At 66.6% G+C, this 20,563-nt stretch carries 19 protein-coding genes; 6 read left to right on the forward strand and 13 right to left on the reverse strand.

Going from position 1 to position 20,563, the window contains the following annotated elements:
* The 5 genes from O3932_RS01295 to O3932_RS01315 all read right to left on the reverse strand — a co-directional run.
* A partial coding sequence (locus tag O3932_RS01295) for a hypothetical protein (protein ID WP_371535678.1) occupies positions 1-302 on the reverse strand: 302 nt, incomplete at its 3' end.
* A gap of 16 nt (positions 303-318) precedes the next feature.
* Entirely contained in the window at positions 319-1,008 is a 690-nt protein-coding gene (locus tag O3932_RS01300) for a transaldolase family protein (protein WP_296505207.1), read from the reverse strand.
* A gap of 104 nt (positions 1,009-1,112) precedes the next feature.
* Complete coding sequence (guaB, locus tag O3932_RS01305) at positions 1,113-2,636, reverse strand: IMP dehydrogenase (protein WP_371535680.1); 1,524 nt, start codon at positions 2,634-2,636, stop codon at positions 1,113-1,115.
* A 174-nt stretch (positions 2,637-2,810) separates the two neighbouring features.
* On the reverse strand, positions 2,811-4,082 hold the full coding sequence (locus O3932_RS01310; RefSeq protein ID WP_371535682.1) for an AGE family epimerase/isomerase: 1,272 nt from the start codon (positions 4,080-4,082) through the stop codon (positions 2,811-2,813).
* 118 nt (positions 4,083-4,200) lie between these two features.
* Positions 4,201-5,121 (reverse strand): MerR family transcriptional regulator, encoded by a 921-nt coding sequence (locus O3932_RS01315; RefSeq protein WP_371535684.1) that lies wholly within the window; start codon positions 5,119-5,121, stop codon positions 4,201-4,203.
* Positions 5,122-5,411: 290 nt separating this feature from the next.
* Between O3932_RS01315 and O3932_RS01320 the strand changes: the two genes are divergently transcribed.
* Both O3932_RS01320 and O3932_RS01325 read left to right on the forward strand, forming a co-directional pair.
* Complete coding sequence (locus tag O3932_RS01320; protein WP_003790481.1) at positions 5,412-5,708, forward strand: WhiB family transcriptional regulator; 297 nt, start codon at positions 5,412-5,414, stop codon at positions 5,706-5,708.
* 103 nt (positions 5,709-5,811) lie between these two features.
* Positions 5,812-6,630 carry a DsbA family protein gene (locus O3932_RS01325; RefSeq protein WP_371535687.1) on the forward strand — a complete coding sequence of 273 codons (819 nt, stop codon included), beginning with the start codon at positions 5,812-5,814 and terminating at the stop codon, positions 6,628-6,630.
* A gap of 110 nt (positions 6,631-6,740) precedes the next feature.
* On the opposite strand, the gene groES is transcribed toward O3932_RS01325, so the two are convergent.
* The gene (gene groES, locus O3932_RS01330; RefSeq protein WP_009647648.1) at positions 6,741-7,037 is read right to left on the reverse strand and encodes a co-chaperone GroES; all 297 of its coding nucleotides are present in this window, start codon (positions 7,035-7,037) and stop codon (positions 6,741-6,743) included.
* A gap of 261 nt (positions 7,038-7,298) precedes the next feature.
* On the opposite strand from groES, the gene O3932_RS01335 reads away from it, so the two are divergent.
* The 4 genes from O3932_RS01335 to O3932_RS01350 all read left to right on the forward strand — a co-directional run bounded on the left by O3932_RS01335 (position 7,299) and on the right by O3932_RS01350 (position 14,186).
* Entirely contained in the window at positions 7,299-8,540 is a 1,242-nt protein-coding gene (locus O3932_RS01335) for a methyltransferase (RefSeq protein WP_371535689.1), read from the forward strand.
* Between the two features lie 66 nt (positions 8,541-8,606).
* The gene (locus tag O3932_RS01340; RefSeq protein WP_371535691.1) at positions 8,607-9,776 is read left to right on the forward strand and encodes a glutamate--cysteine ligase; all 1,170 of its coding nucleotides are present in this window, start codon (positions 8,607-8,609) and stop codon (positions 9,774-9,776) included.
* A 163-nt stretch (positions 9,777-9,939) separates the two neighbouring features.
* Positions 9,940-12,618 carry a bifunctional lysylphosphatidylglycerol flippase/synthetase MprF gene (locus O3932_RS01345; protein ID WP_371535693.1) on the forward strand — a complete coding sequence of 893 codons (2,679 nt, stop codon included), beginning with the start codon at positions 9,940-9,942 and terminating at the stop codon, positions 12,616-12,618.
* A 2-nt stretch (positions 12,619-12,620) separates the two neighbouring features.
* Entirely contained in the window at positions 12,621-14,186 is a 1,566-nt protein-coding gene (locus O3932_RS01350) for an esterase family protein (RefSeq protein ID WP_009648104.1), read from the forward strand.
* A gap of 23 nt (positions 14,187-14,209) precedes the next feature.
* Here the strand turns inward: O3932_RS01350 and tsaD are convergent, their stop codons facing one another.
* From tsaD to tsaB, 7 genes are all read right to left on the reverse strand, one after another.
* Complete coding sequence (gene tsaD / locus O3932_RS01355; protein WP_371535695.1) at positions 14,210-15,265, reverse strand: tRNA (adenosine(37)-N6)-threonylcarbamoyltransferase complex transferase subunit TsaD; 1,056 nt, start codon at positions 15,263-15,265, stop codon at positions 14,210-14,212.
* A 79-nt stretch (positions 15,266-15,344) separates the two neighbouring features.
* Positions 15,345-15,584, reverse strand: coding sequence for a hypothetical protein (locus O3932_RS01360; RefSeq protein WP_009648114.1), 240 nt, complete (start codon positions 15,582-15,584; stop codon positions 15,345-15,347).
* A gap of 152 nt (positions 15,585-15,736) precedes the next feature.
* On the reverse strand, positions 15,737-16,480 hold the full coding sequence (locus tag O3932_RS01365; protein WP_009648120.1) for a succinate dehydrogenase/fumarate reductase iron-sulfur subunit: 744 nt from the start codon (positions 16,478-16,480) through the stop codon (positions 15,737-15,739).
* The gene (locus O3932_RS01370) at positions 16,477-18,456 is read right to left on the reverse strand and encodes a fumarate reductase/succinate dehydrogenase flavoprotein subunit (protein ID WP_296505223.1); all 1,980 of its coding nucleotides are present in this window, start codon (positions 18,454-18,456) and stop codon (positions 16,477-16,479) included. The genes O3932_RS01365 and O3932_RS01370 overlap by 4 nt, the downstream gene beginning before the upstream one ends.
* Before the next feature lie 16 nt (positions 18,457-18,472).
* A complete protein-coding gene (locus O3932_RS01375) occupies positions 18,473-19,186 on the reverse strand; it encodes a succinate dehydrogenase cytochrome b subunit (protein WP_296505225.1) in 714 nt (237 codons plus the stop codon).
* A 231-nt stretch (positions 19,187-19,417) separates the two neighbouring features.
* Positions 19,418-19,867: a ribosomal protein S18-alanine N-acetyltransferase gene (gene rimI / locus O3932_RS01380; RefSeq protein WP_371535699.1), complete on the reverse strand. Its 450-nt coding sequence runs from the start codon at positions 19,865-19,867 to the stop codon at positions 19,418-19,420.
* Positions 19,864-20,559: a tRNA (adenosine(37)-N6)-threonylcarbamoyltransferase complex dimerization subunit type 1 TsaB gene (tsaB, locus tag O3932_RS01385; protein ID WP_371535703.1), complete on the reverse strand. Its 696-nt coding sequence runs from the start codon at positions 20,557-20,559 to the stop codon at positions 19,864-19,866. Before tsaB ends, rimI begins: the two co-directional genes overlap by 4 nt.
* Between the last annotated feature and the right edge of the window lie 4 nt (positions 20,560-20,563).

Consider the following 20,563-nt stretch of genomic DNA (forward strand, 5'->3'; position numbering starts at 1 on the left):
CTACACGGTTTTGTTGGGCAACGCGCACCATGCGCCACCAGTGTGGAGGGTGCCGGCGGGCCCGCAGGGCCTGGCCGGGCTTCGAGCCGACGCGCCGAGCCGCAGGCTCGCGGCGCGGACGGCGAGCGGGCGGGCGGGCCCGACGGCACCCGGAACACCGGTGGCGCAGCCAGCAGGAACACCGGTGGCGCAGCCAGCAGGAACACCGGCGGCGCAGCCAGCAGGAACACCGGCGGCGCAGCCAGCAGGAACACCGGCGGCGCAGCCAGCAGGAACACCGGTGGCGCAGCCAGCAGGAACACCGGCGGCGTTACAAGCTCACTTGTCGTTGACCAGGTCCAGCCATGTGCGACGCTCGCCGACGAGGATGCCGAAGTCGCGGTTCTGGTCGGCGATGGCGGCGTCGGTGGCGGGGTTCTTGATGAGGGCGGCCAGTACATCGGGGGCTGCGGTGATGGCGCCGACGCCCTGGCGGACCAGCTCGAGGACCTGCTCGGAGTTCTTGAAGGAGGCGGCCAGCACGTCGGCCTTCAGGTCGTAGGTGCGCAGGGTGCGGTGGATTTCGGAGGCGACGCGCACGCCGTCGATGCCGTAGTTGTCCATGCGGTTGACGTAGGGGGCGACGTAGCGGGCACCCGCCTTGGCGGCCATGAAGCCTTGCATGGAGGAGTGGATGCCGGTGGCCGTGACCTGCATGCCTTCGCGTACGATGCGCGGGATCGCGGCGAAGCCCTCACGCGTGACGGGGAGCTTAATGAAGAGGTTGCCGCCGATTTCGCCGCGCAGGGCGCGGGCTTCGGCGACCATGTCGTCGGCGCGCTGGGAGACGATCTGGACGTGCAGTTGAGCACCGTCGGGTAGGACTGACTTGATGGCGTGGAGGACTTCGAGGGGTTCCTTGCCTTCGCGGTAGAGAATCGTCGGGTTGGTCGTCACGCCGTCGATGGGCAGGTATTCCAGGGTCTTCTTGATGGAATCGACGTTGGCGTGGTCGATGAGGATGAGCATGTGGAGCTCCTTTGCGCATTCGTGGGATTTTCGCACCTATAGGATAGCGCGGGCGGGAGCAGCCCACCGGCTGCTCCCGCCCGTCACGAATGCTCGACCTGCGGTTACTTCGCGGAGGAGGAGTGGTAGTTCGGTGCTTCCGTCGTCATTTGGACGTCGTGCGGGTGCGACTCGCGCAGGCCTGCGCTGGTGATGCGCACGAAGCGACCGTTGGCCTTGACCTGGGCGATCGTGGAGGCTCCCAGGTAGAACATGGTCTGGTGCAGGCCGCCGACGAGCTGATAGATCACCGAGGCGAGGGAGCCGGTGTAGGGCACCTGGCCCTCGATGCCCTCGGGGACGATCTTGTCGTCGGAGGTGACGTCGGCCTGGAAGTAGCGGTCCTTGGAGTAGGATTTGCGACCGCGCGAGCTCATGGCACCGAGCGAGCCCATGCCGCGGTAGCGCTTGAACTGCTTGCCGTTGGTGAACACGACTTCGCCGGGGGACTCCTCGCAGCCGGCCAGCAGGGAGCCGAGCATGACGGTGTCGGCGCCGGCGACGAGGGCCTTGCCGATGTCGCCCGAGTACTGCAGGCCGCCGTCCGCGATGAGCGGGACTCCGGCGGGTCCGCAGGCCTTGGCGGCGAGGTGGATGGCGGTGATCTGGGGGACGCCGACGCCGGCGACGACGCGGGTCGTGCAGATCGAGCCGGGGCCCACGCCGACCTTGACGGCGTCGACGCCCGCGTCGATGAGGGCTTGCGCGCCCTCGGTCGTGGCGACGTTGCCGCCGATGATGTCGATGCCGGCGAAGGTCGGGTCGGCCTTAATGCGGCGGATCATGTCGAGGGCCAGCTGGGCTCCACCGTTCGCAGTGTCGACGACGAGGACGTCCACGCCGGCTTCGGCTAGGGCGGTGGCGCGCTCCCAGGTGTCACCCCAGTAGCCGACGGCCGCGCCGACGATGAGGCGGCCGCGCGAGTCCTTCGTGGCGTTGGGGTACTGCTCGGTCTTGACGAAGTCCTTGACGGTAATGAGGCCGGTCAGGTGGTCATTCTCATCGACGATGGGCAGCTTTTCGACGCGGTGTTCGGCTAGCAGGTGCTTGGCGTGCTCGCGGGAGATACCGACCTGACCGACGACGAGGCGGTCGCGAGGGGTCATGCAGTCGCGCACGCGCAGGGTGGCCCATTCGTCCTGGGGGACGAAGCGCAGGTCGCGGTTGGTGATGATGCCGACGAGGGTGCCGTCTTCGTCCACGACGGGGAGACCGGAGACACGGTAGTGGCCGCACAGGCTGTCGAGTTCGTCGATGGTGGCGTCGGGGCCGACGGTGACGGGGTCCTCAACCATGCCGGATTCGCTGCGCTTAACCTGGCGGACTTGCGCGGCCTGTTCCTCGATGGAGAGGTTGCGGTGGAGGATGCCGATGCCGCCCTGGCGGGCCATGGCGATGGCCATGCGTGCTTCGGTGACGGTGTCCATGGCGGCGGACAGGAGCGGCACGCGCAGGGAAATGTTCTTTGTCAAGCGGCTGGATGTGTCAACGGATGAAGGAACGACGTCCGTGAGCTCGGGCAGGAGCAGGACGTCGTCGTAGGTGAGGCCGGTGAGGCTGAAAGGATCGTGTGTTGAAAGTTCTCCCATGGGCCAATTGTAGGTGGTCGCAGACGCATTCGCGTCATTACCCTTTCCCCGGGCGAGGCTCGGGTACGAGGCCTGGGCGGCCTTCCTGGGCACAGTAGCCTCGCGCGAGAGACGCGTCACGGGCGAGGCTACCCGCCGTCATGGGGGTAGCCGCGGGGTGCCACCACCCAGCTTTCAGGCGGCCCGCTGGGCGCGCGTGGAGGCCCCGGCCATCGCGGTTGCCCCGGTGACTGTCAAGTAGATGGGAGCGGCACCCCGCGCGAGCATGCGGGCGGCGGTCAGGGCGTCGGGACGCCCTTCCCACACGCGCATGGAGACGGACCCGTCGGGCGCGATCTCGTGGATCCAGCGGCCCATTCCGGCGCGTGCGTGGGAGTCGGCCCAGGCAACGGCGCGCGCGTAGTCGACGGCGAGGTCTTCGGCGAGGTCAGGGACGACCAGTTCAGCGAGGACGCGGGCGGCGCTGGCGGCCTCGCACACGACCCAGTGCATACGTTCGGGCGCGACGACGATGCCGGTGGAGTCGAGGGTGTAGACGATGCCGCCGACACCGTCCTCGGTCCATCCGTCGGCGTGGGCGCGTTCGTACAGGGAGATGGCGGTGTCGAGCATCCACGGCCCGGGGGTTTCACCCATGTGGATGAGGATGGCGCAGACTTGCCCGATGAGGCGCGCGGCCTTGAAGCCGAGGCCGGGCAGGGTATCGCCGGGTCGGATGAGTTCGAGCGGGGGCTGGTCGCAGGTCGGGGGCAGGGGTCGCCATTCCTCGTCGAAGAGGTCGGGCATGGCGAAGCCGGAGCGGGCGGCGATTTCCCCGACGAGGCGCAGGATAGAGCGGGCGCGGTCGAACCACACGCGGTTCAAGGTGGCTTCCCAGGCGGCCAGGTATGACTGGGCGGTGTCGAGATTGGTGGAGAGGCGTCGCAGGGGCGAGCACACCTCGGTGGCGGCGTCGATTTCTTCGCGCACGGCACCGTAGGAGGGGTCCCACCAGCGCTGGTCTTGGTCCTTCTCGAGATCCGCGAGAAGGTCGGCGGCCTCGGAGTGCCCGGCCATGAGGGCGGCTGCGGCAGCGCCGATCATAGCGGACTGGGCGCGCTGGGACAGGACGGAGCGGGGCACGGGGATCGCGCTGGTTTCGGAGGTGGAGACTACCTCGGAGTACCAGCTGCCGTTGGCGGCGCGCAGGGGACCGGTCAGGGCGGCGAGGCCGTGGGACACAAGGTGGGACGCGCCTTCGATTCCGCGCATTTGCGCGAGTGCGAACACGTGGGTCATGCGCGCGCTGATGCGTGCGTCGAGGGGACGTCCAAGGTCGACCTGACCGTCGGCGCGCAGGAAGGCGTAGCCAACTCGGGCTTTCGACCGGGACGCGAAGGCAACGAGCGCGTCGAAATCGGCGTCGAAGGCGCGGCGTAGATCCTCATTGTTCCAGGGGGCGTTCATGACTGTTCTCCTGCCTGTCCGTACCCTCACGGTACCACCTGACCAGGGCTCTTGGCGCGAACGCGCACCCCGCGTGGGCGATCAGTCAAACATGAGGCCCGTCGGCCTCGTCAAGGGGCTAGGACCGACCGACCAGTTGAAGGTCCGCCTGGGGTGCCAGGAGCGCGAGGGCTTCTTCGACGCAGGCGTTGATCGTGCGCACGCGCTGCACGTGGGGGGCCAGGATGTCGGGCGCGTCGGTGCCGACGATGATGGTGGGTCCACCGTAGCGGGAGATGAGTCCTTCGATGGTGTCGGCGCAGGCGGGGCCGCACCCCAGCACGATGGCGATGGCAGGCACGCCGCCGCGCACGTATTCGCGGAAGCGGTCGTCGGCGCACACGCCCCCGTAGTGTTCGCTGGACAGGACGCGCACGTCGCAGCCGTACCAGGCCAGGGCAACGCCGATGACCTGGGCGGGCGTCTCGTGGAGTGCGTCGGTGATCAGGGCGACGCGGTCACCGCCGACGAAGGAGCGGGCGGGGCGCGAGAGGTGGACGGATCGGCACACGCGCTGGAAGGCGTTGAGCAGCATGAGCGCGGGTGGGGCACCCACGGGGTCCCCACCCGGGGTGGTGCGCAGGGTTTTGAGGGTGGGCTCGACGAAGCGCGACCACGTGTGGACGAGGCCGTGGCTGGCGACGGTCGCTTCGAGAGCGTCCTCGAGGCGGGGGATGTCGTCGGAGAGAACGATGGAACGTAGCTGGGACGCGGTGACGTGTCCGGCGTTGGGATGAGCGGTGACGTCGGAGAGGGCACGCTTGGCGGCCTCGGCGGCGGGGAGGCCCGCGTGCAGGTGGTTGACCATGGCCCGTAGGCGCTCGACGTCTTCTGGCTGGTAGCGGCGGCGTGAGCCGGCCTCGCGCCTGGCAGGGCCGAGGCCGTAGCGCCGTTCCCAGGTTCGAAGCGTGGAGGCGGAGACGCCGAGTTCGTCGGCGACGGAGGACACAGTGCGGGAACGGTCGGCGTGCGCAACGTGCGTAAGGATCGCTCGCGGCATGGCTCCTCCCCTCTGTGCGCCTGCGTACGCTTACAGATTCTTGTCTGTCAGGCCCGGAGACGCCACAGGAACGGGTGCGTTACACCTCTCAAAGTTATTCAAAAAGTTGTTCATTGTTCATTCAGTGCGTCCATCTCAGTTTTTCCGTATTTCCACTGCCCAGGACGCCGCTCCATGAGAACTGGCTCATACTTCTGACAAGAGCCTTGAATAACTACCGCACAAGTGTCTATCCTTGCGGACATCGTGTGCCGAAAATGTCGGCACGACAGACAAGAAGGAGGCACCCAATGACTGACGTCTCCCGTCTGCCCGGCCCCATGATCGACGCGTGGGAATGGCAGTACGAAGCGGCGTGCCGAGACCTGGACACCGAGCTGTTCTTCCATCCCGAGGGTGAGCGCGGCTCCACGCGTCGGCGTCGCGCTGCGAACGCCAAGGCGATTTGCGCTACCTGCCCGGTGATCGAGCAGTGCCGGTCCTATGCTCTGGCCGCCCAGGAGCCCTACGGCATCTGGGGTGGAATGACCGAGGAAGAACGTCGTGAGGAGATCCGCTCCTCCGGACGTGGACGTCGCGTGTCCTGATCACGCAAATGAAGTGCCGGTGCGGCATCGCCACCGCGATGCCGCACCATTTTAGTGCCCACAACTCGCCCAACACCTTGATCGACGTTCCCCGGGAGGACGCATGACCACCAACGATTCCACGGCCTCGTCGACGGAGAAGAAAGCCGTCGCCGGGCAGGAAACGAACATCTACAAGACCCTCTTCATGGTCACCGCGCCGGTTACCGCCCTGCTTGCGGGCGCGTGCGTGTGGATGGGCGTCCAGCTCTCGTCCACCTCCCCGGCGAGCCAGGCAACGCCGGGAACCCCGGCGGCCTCCGCGCAGATGCCGTCGGCTGAGCAGAGCGCCGAACCCAGCCAGACGAACGCGAACAACCTGGCGATCATGAACTCGTTCATGCGCCACGACCCGAACGATCAGCAGGCCAAGGGCGACGTCAACGCGCCCGTGACGATGGTCGTCTTCTCTGACTTCGCGTGCCCGTATTGCACGAAGTTCGCCCGCGAGATCGACCCGGCGCTGACCGACCTCGTGGAGGATGGCACGCTGCGCGTCGAGTGGTACGACCTAGCGCAGATCACCGACTCCTCTCCCCTGGCGGCCCAGGCGGGTCTCGCGGCGGCCGAACAGGGCAAGTTCTGGGAATTCCACGACGTCGTCTACGCGGCGGCGGACCCGACCGGACACCCCCAGTACTCCGAGCAGGCCCTCGTCGACTTCGCGCAAACGGCCGGGGTGCCCGACCTGGACAAGTTCCGCACGACGATGCTCGCCGACCACACCGTCACCAAGGTGAAGTCCGCCAAGGAGCAGGCACACCAGGCCGGTATCACGGGCACGCCCACCATGTTCATTAACAAGGCGTACATTCCCGGGTTCCGCGACGCCACCTACGTGCGCAACACCGTGCTGGCGCAGCTGGCCGAGACGGCGTCCTGAGACTGCGGGCGACGCGGCCCGCGCCGCGCACGGCACATCATACGTACACGGGGGCGGCCCGGAAGGATTCCTTCCGGGCCGCCCCCGTAGCGTTCAGTGTGCGAAGGCGCTCAGCGCTCCACAACCGCCAGCACGTCGCGCGAGGACAGGATCTGGAACTCCTGGCCCTCGTACTTGACCTCGGTGCCGCCGTAGCGCGAGTAGATAACCACGTCGCCAACCTTGACGTCGACGGGAATACGGTTGCCCTTGTCGTCCACGCGACCGGGGCCCACGGCGATAACTTCGCCTTCCTGCGGCTTCTCCTTGGCGGTATCCGGAATAACCAGGCCGGAGGCGGTGGTCTGCTCGGCCTCAACCTGGCGGATGACGATGCGGTCCTCGAGGGGCTTAATGGAGATCGACATTGTCGCTCCCTTTCTTCTGTGTCACGAAGGTGCTCGTCCTTTCCCTGCCGTCGCGGGGGTCAGGTGCAGGACCGGTCGCGGGGCGATCCCGCGTTTCCTCTTCGAGTGTAGTTGCGCTCCTGGCACTCGGGCAACCCGAGTGCCAGGAGGTTCACCGAGGGCGATTCGTCCGCCGTCCATTTATGCAATCGAGCGCGCACCCGCCGCTTCGCGAGCGTGCCGGTGACGGCCTCGCCGCGCCAGAGATGGGACAATGGCCCGGTGAACACCTTGACCCCGATCCTGTCCTCGCCCGGCTGGGAGCTGCTGGAGTCTCTCCAAGCCCGCCAGGAGACCAACCCGATGCCGCTGCGCGAGCTGGGGGCCGCCCTGCGCGCCTCGGGCATCGAGGCTGACCTGGCTGCCGGAGTCCTCACACAGCTGGCCCTGCGCCAGGCAGCGCGCGCCAAGTTTGGCCCGTTCGCCTCACACATGGTGTTCACGCGCGACGGGCTGGAGCAGGCGACGCGTCTGGTGGTGGCGGCGCGCCACGCGCAGCGCTTCCGCGCCTCGGGGGCGAGGCGGGTGGCGGATCTGGGCTGCGGGATCGGCGCGGACGCGCTGGCGATTGCGGGCCTGGGCCTGGATGTTCTCGCGGTTGATATCGACCCGGAGGCGGCGGGGGCCGTGGCCGCGAATCTGCGCGATTTCGAGGGAGCGCAGGTTCGCCTGGGCGACGTCATGGACCTGGATATCGCGGAGTTGGCTTCCGAGGGCGTAGACGCGATCTTTGCCGACCCCGCCCGGCGTACGGGGGCCTCGCGAGGGTCGGCGCGCATCACAAACCCGGAGGATTGGTCCCCGCCCCTGTCCGCGGTCCTCGGCTGGGCGCATGCGATTGAGCGTGTCGGCGTCAAGGTGGCGCCCGGTATCGCGCATGACGTCATTCCGGCGGATTGGCATGCGCAGTGGGTGAGCGTGGGCGGCGATCTCGTCGAAGCTTCCCTCTGGTCTCCCGCACTGGCACCGGAGGGCCGGGGACGGTCCTGCCTCCTCCTGGACGAGGCCGGGGCAGCCCATGCCCTCTCCTCCCCCGAGGGGATGGCTGCGAATACGCCCGCTGAGCGCGTGGAGGTTGCTCCCCTCGGGGCTTTCATCGCGGAAGCCGATCCGGCGGTGATTCGCTCGGGTCTGCTCGGGCGTCTCGCTGACAAGACCGGGGCGGGTATCGTGTCCGACAAAATCGCCTATCTGACAGGCGACGATTTACCTGATAACCCCTTCTATGACCGCTTCGAAGTGCTCGAGGTGACAAACCTTCGCGCCAAGGCAATCTCTGCAGCGCTCACATCGCGAGACGCGGGCAGTGTTGAGATCAAGAAACGCGGCGCGGACATCAATCCCGACGAGCTGCGCAAATCTCTCAAGCTGGGCGGCGGTAGCGCCCAGTTGACAGTCATTGCGACGCGCCTGGCCGGGCGTCACCGCGCGATCATCTGCAAGAGGTTGCCCAAAAACCTGTAAGGAAGCTCTCCACCGGCACACAGCGAGGCCCTGACACAATGGAGGAAATCAGCGAAAGGATCGATCATGACCTTGCCATTCGGTTCCTCCCAGCGTTCTACACTCGGTGTCGAGTGGGAGCTCCAGCTCGTCGACCGTGACTCGCACGATCTGCGTCAAAGCGCGGACGCGATCATCGACCGCGCCACGACCGACGGCAAGCTCTATCCCGGCATCCATCGCGAGATGCTCCTCAACACGATCGAGGTCGTTTCCAAGCCGCGCTCGACCGTCGCCGAGTGCGTCGCTGACCTGACCGACTGCATCGACTACCTGACCCCCCTGGCCTCGGACCTGCGCATTGACCTGGCCACCGCCGGAACACACCCCTTCGCGCGCCCGGGCCGCCAGCGCGTCACCGACTCACGCCGCTACGCCCAGCTCGTCGAGCGCACCGCCTACTGGGGCCACCAGATGCTCCTGTACGGCGTCCACGTGCACGTCGGCGTCGAAGACCGCGCGAAAATCCTGCCGATCCAGGCTGCGCTCACCGCCTACCTGGGCCACCTGCAGGCGATCTCCGCGTCTTCTCCGTTCTGGGCAGGCGAGGACACCGGCTACGCCTCCAACCGCGCGATGGTCTTCCAGCAGCTACCCACCGCCGGTATCCCGCGTCAGTTCGACACGTGGGAGGACCTGGAGGCCTACACGGACGACATGATCCGTACGGGCGTCATCGAGGGCTTCGACGAGGTCCGCTGGGATATCCGCCCCTCGCCGACTTTCGGCACGATCGAGAACCGCATGTACGACGCGGCGACGAACGCCACTGAGGTCGGCATCTTCGCGGCCCTCACCCACGTCCTCGTCGAGTACTTCTCGCGCCTGTACGACGCCGGTGAGCCGCTGCCCGTCCTACCGGACTGGTTCGTCGCGGAAAACAAGTGGCGCTCGGCCCGCTACGGCTTGGACGCAGACCTCATCATCTCGCGCGACGGCACGACCGAAAGCGCCCGCGACGGCATCGCACGCCTGAAGGAAGAGCTGGCTCCCGTGGCCGCTGATCTTGGCTGCGCGCGCGAGTTCGCCGACCTGGACACGATCCTGTCAATCGGAGCCGCCTACGAGCGCCAGCGCGCCGTCGCCGCGGCCGCACGCCCCGGCCAGGGCCTCGACGCCGTCGTGGACCTTATGCGCGCCGAGATGACTGCGGGTCGTCCCCTGGCACTCGCCGAGTTCGCAGCCCTGAGCGCCTGACCCCACGTCCCCGGCGCGGCAGCGAGGCGCGTGAACTGCGTCCGGGGCGGGGCCACAGCCTCGTGACTGAGCAGACACCTTCCCAGCGCACTATTAGTCCACTCCCAGGCTATCGGAGTATCCTATCCTCCGGAAAAACGAAATGGCTTGAGAGGACATCACCGTGTCGCAAGAAGAGACGGACTCGCCCGAGCCCCGCCGCACCACTTTTCGCAGGATCGGTGCGCCACTGAGCGCAACAGCACGCACCCTCTGGCTTCTGCTCTCATCGCTGGCGCGCCTGACGGTCCGATGGCTGTCCCACGCCCCTGCCACAACCGTCGTGACGGTTGCCCTGACCCTGATGTCCGCCACCTACTGGGTGTGGCGCGACCAATTCAGTGTCCTTGAGGCTAGCCCCTCAGCCTCCCACTGGTGGTCGATCTTATCCTCCGTCGGAGCTGTCCCCGGGCACTTCCTGGCCACCGCCGTCCTCGGCATCGCAACGATGATCGTCGCGGGTGGCGCAGCCGAACGCCACCTGGGCACCCGCGTGTGGATCGCTGCCGCGCTCGCCGGACAGGTCGTCGGCGTCACCGCGACGTGGGCGACCCTGCCCCTGCTCAAGCGCGCGATCACCGAGTGGGGCCAGGCCATCGGCGAAGGAACCCTGTGGGGGACGAGCCTCATGCTCATCGCCCTGGCTGGTGCCGCCGTGCAGTCGCTAGGGGCACGCTGGCGGTGGAGGGCGCGTTTCCTCCTCATCGGTATCCTCGCTCTCGCCTCCGCGATCCTCGGCTCGGCGATCTCCTACGCGCGCGTGTGGGCGCTCCTGGCCGGCATGATCGCTGCTCGTCTGCTGGGTGTACGGGGTTCCAACTCCGAAACCACCGACGAGGTCACGCTCGGCCGCCAATTCGCCTCGATCGCTGCCCTGTGCTGGGCGTGCGCCGCAGCCCTCACGGTTGTCTCCTCCGCGCCCGAAGGCCCCCTCGCGCAAATGCGCTGGTCGCTGGGGCCGGCCTGGTGGCTCGAGGGCCGTACGGGGGTCATCACAACCCTTCTGTGCCTGGCACCCGTCACCCTGCAACTGATCTTCGCCTACGGACTGCGTAGGGGACGGCGGGCCGCCTACGTTGGCACCCTCATTCTCCAGGGCATCCTCGGCGTTTCGACGCTGACGTCAACCACCGTCGAACTCCTTGCTTGGAACGGGCCGGATGACCCCCTGCGTCCCGAGGTGACGACGGCTGCTTCTCTGCTGCTCATGCCTGTCCTCCTCAATGTCGCGCTGTGCGCCATCACCTGGTGGATGCGCCGATCCTTCACGATCCACGCCGCGCCATCCACGACCTCGACGCTGGCACGCCGCTGGCTCATCCTCATGGCTGTGTGCGCGGCGGCAGTCCTCGTGCTCGGACTCCTCACGAGCGACTCATTCATTCCCTTCTCCTCGTTGGCTTCGGGTGCCAACATCTCGGACGCGCCCAACGCAACACCTTTGCAGGTTTTCCACGACTACGCCCTCGCACTCCTGCCCACGGCGACCGCATCGATCTTCGAGCCATCGCTCGTGCCCATGACTCTCCTGGCTGAGGCTCCCGTCCTGTGGATGCCCCTCGTTGCATGGGCGGGAACCCTCGCCCTCGTGCTGCGCGCCCTCCTCGCGCTGCCTCGTATCCCCGCGTCCTCACCTCTCGACGACCTCACGTCGCTCGTGCGCGCACACGGGGGCGGAACGCTCGGCTGGATGAACATGTGGGAAGGCAACCAGGTGTGGGTGTCCCCCTTCGACGAGGCCGGGGTTGCCTACCGGGGAGCCGGAGGCGTCGCGCTCACAGTCACCGACTTGGCCTACGAGGAAGGCAAGGCCTCCCAGGCAATCGCTGAGTTTTCTTCCTTCGCCGCCACTGCGGGCCTCACACCGGCGCTCTATTCCGTCCACGAGGATCTGGCCTACGCCGCCCGCGACGAGGGCTGGACGATCATGCAGGTCGCCGAAGAGTCACTCCTCGACCTGCCTGACCTGGCATTCAAGGGCAAGGCCTACCAGGACGTACGCACCGCCATGAACCATGCCACCCGTGAAGGCGTCGAGGCCCGCTGGACCACCTGGGACGAATGCCCCCAGGGATGGAAAGACCAGATCACCGTGATCTCGCAGGCGTGGAGTTCCGACAAGGCACTACCCGAAATGGGCTTCACACTCGGAGGCGTGCGCGAACTCGCGATCCCTGAGACGCGCATCCTCGTTGCCATCGATGCCGACTCCACGATCCACGCCGTCACCTCGTGGCTGCCCGTTTATCGCGGCGGCCAGGTCGTCGGCCTGACCCTCGACGTCATGCGTCGCCGCGCAACGGGCTGGCGTCCCGCCATCGAATTCCTCATCGGCAAGGCCGCTCTGGCTGCCCAGGAAGAAGGCCTGGAGTTCTTGTCCCTCTCCGGCGCTCCCCTGAGGCGCTCCGCCGACGACACGTCCGCCTTCGGACCTCTGACCGACGCCCTCGCCGCCATCATGGAGCCTCTTTACGGCTTCACCTCGCTGCACGCCTTCAAACGCAAGTTCAAGCCACGCACGCAGCCCCTGTACCTGGCTGTCCCCGAACCCGCCTCACTGGCCACCGTCGGACTTGCCATTTCGCACGCCTACGTGCCCTCGCTCTCCCCCGCCCAGACCCTCACACTGCTGGCTTCCGTCACCGGTGGCCTCGCCAAGCTCGCCGCGAAGGGCGTCGGCGACCTGCGCTCTGCCCGCGCCACACAGCGCACCTCCGCGTCGTCCCCCTCCTCGGCCACGCCCACAACCACCGATCAGCGCGGCGCTGCCACGGCCTCGTCAACCCCCTCCACGAAGGAGTGACCATGTCCCTTCTCGGATCCATTTCCCTGACCTCGGGGCGCACCCTCGCGGTCGTCGCCGTGCTCGCGGTCCTGTCCCTCCTCGCGGGGGCGTTCCTCCTGCCGCGCTGGACACCCAGGCATTTCCCCCGGCGCACGAGGCATTGGCTGGGCCGCGCGGTCCTCATCCTCGTGCCGATCCTTCTCGTGACGGCCACGGGAGCCCTGATCCTCAACCGCTCTCTCGGCCTCGTCAAGACCAGCGGTGACCTGGCTGCGCTCATCGCTTCCAACGTCGACGAACCGGTGGCCGAGTCTGGCGGCGAGGTTACAATCGGCGACCAGCCGATTGCTTCCTCCAGCCTCGACGCGACCTTCACGAGGACCGAGGACGGCATGCTCACCACCACGTGGACGGGGCCGATCAGCGGCATCACGCTGCCCGTCTTCGTCATCGCACCACGCGACTACTCCCCCACCGACGGCAAGACCTACGCGGTCATCGAGCTGCTGCACGGGTACCCGGGCGAGGCCGACGGCACCACGCAGGGTGCACACGTCCAGGAGGCCCTCGACAACGCCATCGACGCCGGGATCATCCCTCCCACCATCATCGTCGTCCCGTCCCTGAGCGTCGACGAGGAGGCGCACGACTGCGCGGATATCGAGGATCGACCCGCCGTCTACACGTGGTCCGCGCACGAAATCCCCGCGTTCGTCCGCCACAATTTCCCCAATACCTCCGACAAGCGCGACGCGTGGATGCTCGGCGGTTTCTCCGCGGGTGCCTACTGCGCGGTGTGGACGGCGATGCGCACGCCCCAGACCTTCGGCGCAGCCGCCTCCCTCTCCGGCTATGACACGCAGATCGAGGGGCAGATGACGAATCTCGGCGACCAGTACCTGGCGGACAACACCCTCTCCACGATGCTGGCCAAGAGGGTCCCCGACGGGCTGCGCATCTACGCGATGGCCGCCGCAGACGACGGGGCCGGCGGCGCCCCTGCCGCCGTCAAGATGGCAAAGGCCGTCAAGTCTCCCGACACCGTGACGACCGATATTCCGCCCACCGGCGGGCACGCAGGCCCCCTGTGGAGGGAGCACATCCCGACGATGCTGGCATGGTGGGGTTCCTCCGACAAGGTCGCAAACGCTCTGGGATCATCTCCGACTGCGGCGACAGCGCGGGCATCCGAAGCCTACGCCTCCATCGTGCCGGCCACGAACGTCACGCACACGGTGCGGCCCACCGCACCCAACGGCCTCGTGAGCCTTGCTGTGCTGGCTCTGTTATCCGCTGCGTTCGTGACCCTCACCTGGCGTTCCGCGGGCACGTGGAGTGCCGCCCTAGCTGGGGACGCAGACCTGCCCTCAACTCGCTCGCGCTTCTTCCGCCTGCCGATGCCGCGCATCATCGCGACGCTGCCACGCCCGGCGGCCTCATGCGTCACCTACGCGGCGCGACTGGCGTGCCTGAGCGCGGCTGCACTCGCCTGCGCCGCCTTCATCGGCGTGTGCGCCAACATGGCAGGCGGCTTCTACACCTCGTGGTCTTCCGTCGCCGAGTCCTTCATGGAGGGACTGCGCTGAGGCCCCTCCCCGCGCGCCGCTGCTCAGGCGCGCGGGGGCACGTAGGTCGTCGTCAGCTCCATGCCCGAATCCGGCGAAAAGTCCCAGTCCGACGGCGGCAGGCCCGCCGCCACCAGCTCCGAGCCGATCGCTGCGATCTGAGCACCGTTATCCGTGCAGAATCGCAGTGGAGGCATGCGCACGGTCACGCCCGCGGCCTCGGCTCGCTCCGTCAGGAGGGCACGCAGCCGCGAGTTGGCGGAAAATCCGCCGCCCACGACAATCGTGTCACAGCCGGTGTCCAGCGCCGCGCGCACGGCCTTAGCGGTCAGCGAATCGTTGACGGCCTCGGAGAAGGCGGCGCACACGTTTTCCTTGCTGACGGTTTCGCCGCGCGCGGTCGTCCCCTCAATGTAGCGAGCCACGGCCGTCTTGAGGCCTGAGAACGAAAAGTCGTACTTGTGGCGTTCCTTGTCCTTACCGGCGGCCAGGCCGCGCGGGAAACGGATCGCCTCGCGGTCGCCCTGCTGGGACAGTCGATCCACGTGGGGGCCGCCCGGGTAGGGCAGGCCGAGGAGACGCCCGACCTTATCGAAAGCCTCGCCTGCGGCATCGTCCAGGGTACCGCCCAGCTCCACGACGTCGGTCGCGATATTGCGGATCTCCAGGATGTTCGAGTGCCCGCCTGAGACCACCAGTCCGATGAAATGCTCGGGAAGAGGCCCCTCGGCCAGCTTGTCGACGGCCAGGTGACCAATCACGTGGTTCACGCCGTACAGCGGTTTGCCCAGGGACGAGGCCAGGGCCTTGGCCGCGCAGATACCCACCGTCAGCGAACCGACCAGACCGGGACCCGCAGCGACCGCGATTGCATCCACGTCCGCCAGGGTCACCCCGGCCTCGTCGAGGGCAGTGTCGAGCGTCGGCAGGAACGACTCCAGGTGGGCGCGCGACGCAATCTCCGGGATGATACCGCCGTAGCGGGCATACTCGTCCATCGACGTAGCCGTGCGATCAACCAGCAGCTGCGTGCCACGCACCAGGCCGACGCCCGTCTCGTCGCACGTTGACTCAATACCAAGGACCAGGGGGTTATTCACGCCCTCTAGTCTAAGCATGCGCGCACGGTGACGCCGCCCGCAGGGGCGGGCGTGCGTCATGTCGTGAACCGTCGAAGTCTCAATCCTGTCCGGACCGCTTGTTGGCGACGATCATCGCGACGCCAGCGATGGCAAACACCAGCAGGGACCACGGGACAAGCGAATCGGCGACGAGCTTGACTGCTGGGGAGCCGAAAACAACCCCCAGGAGCAGAAGGATCGACAGGATCGCAAAAACAACCATTGCGCCAATTGCAACCGTTGCACTGACCCAGTAACGGCGCGTGTGCGTGTTCGGTCCGGTCTCGTCAAATTGCATGGCAAGCTCCTCTCTGAGCCCCGATGATGTCTCCATGATACGCCTCAGATCACAACGCCCGCGAGCACTCACACAAGGGACCCGTCGGAGGTGGCGGACGCAAAAGGGCCCGGCGCACGTTGGTGCGCCGGGCCCACGGCCACTCAGGCGGATCAGACGCCCTTGAAGGCTGCCTTTCCGAGCTGGCGGTTCAGGTTTGCGATCACGTCAAGCGGGATCTGCTTGGGGCAGACCGCCGCGCACTCACCGATGTTCGAGCAGGAGCCGAAGCCCTCCTCGTCCATCTGGTTGAGCATGTTCACGACACGCTTGTAGTTCTCGGGCTTGCCCTGCGGGAGCAGGCCGAGGTGCGTGACCTTCGCGGAGGTGAAGAGCATCGCGGAGGCGTTCGGGCAGGCCGCCACGCACGCCCCGCAGCCGATGCAGGCCGCAGCTTCGAACGCGCGATCCGCGTCCTGCTTCGGAACGGGGGTCGCGTGCGCGTCGGGCGCTGCCCCCGTGTTCACGGAGATGTAGCCGCCGGCCTGGATAATGCGATCCAGGGCGGAGCGGTTCACCACCAGGTCCTTGATGATCGGGAAGCCCGACGCACGCCACGGCTCGATCGTGATGACGTCGCCATCGTTGAAGGAACGCATGTGCAGCTGGCAGGTCGTGGTGACCTCCGGGCCGTGAGCGATACCGTTGATGACGATGCCACACTGACCGCAGATGCCCTCGCGGCAGTCGGAGTCGAAGGCGATGGGTTCCTCGCCGCGTGCGAAGAGCTCTTCGTTCAGGACGTCGAGCATCTCCAGGAACGAGGACTCTTCCGAGATTCCCTTCACCTGGTATTCATGAATTGCGCCCTTGTCTTCGGGACCGTTTTGGCGCCAGATCCTCAGTGTCAGGTTCACTTGTAGCTCCGCTGCTTCAGCTCGATGTCGTTGTAAATCAGGTCTTCCTTGTGGAGGATCGGGGGTTCGCCGTCACCGGCAAACTCCCAGGCCGCCACGTACAGGAACTTGTCGTCGTGGCGCAGGGCCTCGCCCTCGGGAGTCTGAGACTCCGCGCGGAAGTGGCCGCCGCACGACTCTTCGCGGTGCAGCGCGTCGATGCACATGAGTTCGCCCAGTTCCATGAAGTCAGCCACGCGACCGGCCTTCTCGAGGGACTGGTTGAGTTCGCCGATCGACTTGCCGGGAACACGAACGTTCTTCCAGTAGTCTGCGCGCAGCTTGCGGATCATACCGATGGCCTTCTTCAGGCCGGCCTCGGTGCGCTCCATGCCGCAGTACTCCCACATGATCTTGCCCAGCTCCTTGTGGAACGAATCCACGGAGCGGGTTCCATTGATCGACATGAGGGTGTCGATGCGTCCCTGAGCCGACTCAAGGGCTTCCTTGACGGAAGGCGAGTTCTCGTCCAGCTTGGGCAGGTGGAAGCAGTGCGCCAGGTAGTCGTTGATCGTGTTGGGCAGGACGAAGTAGCCGTCTGACAGACCCTGCATGAGCGCCGAGGCACCCAGGCGGTTTGCGCCGTGATCGGAGAAGTTCGCCTCGCCGGCCACGTACAGACCGGGCAGGTTCGACTCGAGGTCGTAGTCAACCCACAGGCCACCCATGGTGTAGTGGACGGCCGGGTAAATGCGCATCGGCACCTCGTAGGGGTTGTCGCCCGTGATGCGCTCGTACATGTCGAAGAGGTTGCCGTACTTCGCGGAGACGGCCGCCTTGCCCATACGGGAGATGGCCTCGGAGAAGTCGAGGTAGACGCCGCGGGCGACGCCGTCAATCTTCGGGCCGACGCCACGGCCCTCGTCGCACATGTTCTTGGCCTGACGCGATGCGATATCGCGGGGCACGAGGTTACCGAAGGACGGGTAGATGCGCTCCAGGTAGTAGTCGCGATCCTCTTCGGGGATCTGACGCGGGTCCTTCTCGCAGTCCTCGGCGCGCTTGGGAACCCAGATGCGACCGTCGTTACGCAGCGACTCCGACATGAGGGTCAGCTTCGACTGCTGGTCGCCGTGCTGGGGGATGCACGTGGGGTGGATCTGCGTGAAGCAGGGGTTGCCGAAGTAGGCACCCTTGCGGTACGCGCGCCAGATGGCGGTCGCGTTGCAGCCCATCGCGTTCGTGGACAGGAAGAACACGTTGCCGTAGCCGCCGGTCGCCAGGACCACCGCGTCGGCGATGAAGGTCTCGAGCTTGCCGGTGGACATGTCGCGGGCGATGATGCCGCGCGCCTTGCCCTCGTCGACGATGAGTTCGACCATCTCGTGACGCGAGTGCTCGGTGACGGTACCCGCAGCGACCTGACGCTCCAGCGCCTGGTAGGCCCCGATCAGAAGCTGCTGACCTGTCTGGCCGCGCGCGTAGAACGTGCGGGACACCTGGACACCACCGAAGGAGCGGTTGTCGAGGAGGCCACCGTACTCGCGGGCGAAGGGAACGCCCTGCGCGACGCACTGATCGATGATGTTGGCGCTGACCTCGGCGAGGCGATAGACGTTGTCCTCGCGGGCGCGGTAGTCGCCGCCCTTGACCGTGTCGTAGAAGAGACGGTAGACGGAGTCGTTGTCGTTACGGTAGTTCTTCGCAGCGTTGATACCACCCTGCGCGGCGATGGAGTGCGCACGGCGGGCGGAGTCCTGGTAGAAGAAGCAGTCGACGTTGTAGCCCATTTCGCCGAGCGAGGCGGCAGCAGCGCCACCCGCGAGGCCGGAACCGACGATAATGACGCGCAGCTTACGGCGGTTCGCCGGGTTCACGAGGGCTGCCTCGAACTGACGGCGCGCCCAGCGCTCGGAGATCGGGACGTCGTGGGGAGCCTTCGTGTCGGCGATCTTCTCGCCTTCACGGTAGAGGCCGTGGATGAGTTTATCGGTCATGATTGCGTGCCCTTCCTCAGTGGATCAAGCCGGTGACGATGGCGACGGGCGGGGCCATGAACATCACGAAGATGACCAGACCGACCAGGCCCGAGAGGACAACCAGAGGCTTGCGGGTGGCAGGACGCACCCAGCCGAGCGACTGGAACATGGACCAGAAGCCGTGAGAGACGTGGATGCACGCGCAGCCGACGAACACGGCGTAGAGGATCACGAGGACCGGCGACTGGAAGGACGCGATCATGCGGTCGTAAGGAGTGGTGACGTCAGCGCCGAAATTGGCGACCTTCGCGGGCAGGCTCACGGTGGTGAAGTGAGCGATGTGGAAGATCAGGATCAGCAGAATGAGGACACCGCTCATACGCATGGTGCGGGCCGCGTAGGAGTCCGTGACGGACTTCTTCACGACGTAGCGGGTGGAGCGAGCGCGACGCGAACGCTTCCAGGTGTAGGCAGCGGCCCACAGGTGGATGATGAGCATCAGCGCCATGGCGGCGCGGAAAACCCAGATGAATCCGCCGTGCGGGAAGATCGGCACGAAAGCCTCTTCATGCAGCCAGTGCGCGTAGTCGTTGTAAACCTGCGCGCCCAGGAACATCTTGAGGTTGCCGTAAGAGTGGAACAGCAAGAAGAAAACGAAAACGAAGCCCGAGACGGCCATCAGCTGCTTAATAAAGACGCTGGTGGTCCACGCGCGGCGCTTCTTCGTTGCGACATTTTGAGTGGCCATGGATTGAGCATATCGACGCTTTTCGTCCGCCTCGTAGGACGTTGGCACGAGGCGATGCGCCGCTCTTGTCGACACGGTGTCATTTTCGGCTATTTTCCGCGGTTCTTCCACGCTCCTTGACCCGCAATCGCAATGAAAACACCTAGGACTATCGGCCTCATAAACAGGGGTCTGAAAGCACGAATTTTGATACACCGACCGTACCTATTTGGTGGTGGTCGTCGCATCTCCTCAGATCAGGGGTGCCCTCATCTCGACTGCCTCTTCGACGGGGTTGCGGAAATAGCGTGGCCTGCGCCCGATCTCGACGAATCCACGCGACTTGTAAAGCGCGATGGCACCCTCGTTGGAGGGGCGCACGTCGAGGAAGATCTCACGTGCCCCGGCCTCGTGGGACCAGGCCATAAGCGCGTCAAGGATGGTGGCCCCGACGCCTGCACCCCGCGCGTGGGCGCGCACACCGATCGTCATGACGTCGGCTTGGTCACCGCCGACCTTGGCACCGCCGTAGCCGATGACGTCGCCGGAGCCCTCCGTCGCGATCCAGTAGCGCGAAGCCGGGGAGGAGAGCTCCTCAGCGATCATGAAGGGCGTCCACGGGTCTTCTGAAAAAACCTCGGCCTCGAGGGCAGCGACAAGATCGAGGTCGCCGGGACCCGCGACGCGCAGCTGGGGACTCATAGGCGCGCGGTGGGCTGACCGTGAATGTCGGGGCGGCGCAGGTAGAGGGGGTCGGTGCGCAGTCGCTCGTCCTCGCCGCGGGCCAGTCGCGTGGCGACGATGCGGCTCATGACGGCGGGGTCCAGATCGACCTGGGGGCCGAGGTCGGCGCGCGCGAGAGCGGACGCGGAGTGCGCGGGGACGGGAGCTCCGGCAACGACAAGGCCGGGGGCGTGTCGCATAGCGCCAAGCAGGGAGGAGACGTCCCCAACTTCGAGGCGTCCTTCAAGGGCGACGTCGTCGGGTCCGGCAGCCACAAAGGCCCCCCAGTAGAGTTCGCGGCGACGCGCGTCGGCGATCGCGTAGACGCGGGTGTCGGGGGCGAGCAGGTCGAGGCCCTGGCGGGCGATGACGTCAAGGGCGGAAACACCGTAGGCGGGCACGCTTGCGACCCGGGCGAGGACGCGCGCGGAGACGAGGCCGGAGCGCAGCCCGGTGAAGGGGGCGGGCCCGGTGCCCACGAGCACGCGATCAATCCCAGCATCGGCCAGGGTGGAGGGCAGGCCGGCATCACCGAGGGCCTCGCGGACGAGCGGCGTGATGGATTCGGCGTGGTGTCGCCCGGAGTCGTTGTGGGCGCGGCCAATGACCCGACCGTCTTCGATGATCGCGACGGCGGTGGCTGCTTGGGTGTCCAGGGCTATCTCTCGCACGGTG

The organism is Pauljensenia sp. 20925_1_25 (assembly GCF_041433955.1).
Classification (GTDB): domain Bacteria; phylum Actinomycetota; class Actinomycetes; order Actinomycetales; family Actinomycetaceae; genus Pauljensenia.